1 pseudogene is annotated in these 571 nt (G+C 62.2%); it reads right to left on the reverse strand.

Annotated elements, in window-relative coordinates:
* Window positions 1-75 precede the first annotated feature (75 nt).
* Window positions 76-571, reverse strand: a pseudogene (locus JCM19038_RS25665) (hypothetical protein); the annotation flags it as partial.

The following is a 571-nucleotide window of genomic DNA, read 5'->3' on the forward strand; positions in this document are numbered from 1 at the left end:
TCGATTGGTGCCACGGCAATACTGGAGCCACCGGACCGACCGGCGTTACGGGCAGCACTGGTACCACTGGACCTACTAGTGCCACGGGCAGTACTGGTACCACTGGGCCGACTGGGCCACTGGCAATACTGGTATTACTGGACCGACCGGCGCTTCGGGCAATACTGGTAGCACTGGTCCGACTGGGGCCACTGGTAGCACTGGTATCACTGGACCGACCGGCTCCACTGGAAGCACTGGTATCACTGGACCGACTGGGCCACTGGCAGTACTGGACCACTGGACCAACAGGTACCACTGGCAGTACTGGAGCCACCGGACCGACTGGGCCACTGGCGGTACCGGAGCCACTGGACCTACCGGCTCCACCGGCAGTACTGGAGCCACTGGAACTACTGGCTCCACGGGTACTACTGGTGCCACCGGACCAACAGGTGCCACCGGCAATACTGGTAGTACTGGACCGACCGGCGTTACGGGCAGCACTGGTATCACTGGAACGACTGGTGCCACGGGCAGTACTGGTACCACTGGAACGACTGGTGCCACCGGCAGTACTGGTACCACTGGA

Origin of the sequence: Geomicrobium sp. JCM 19038, from assembly GCF_000698125.1 — a bacterium.
Taxonomy (GTDB): Bacteria; Bacillota; Bacilli; order Bacillales; family Marinococcaceae; genus Geomicrobium_A.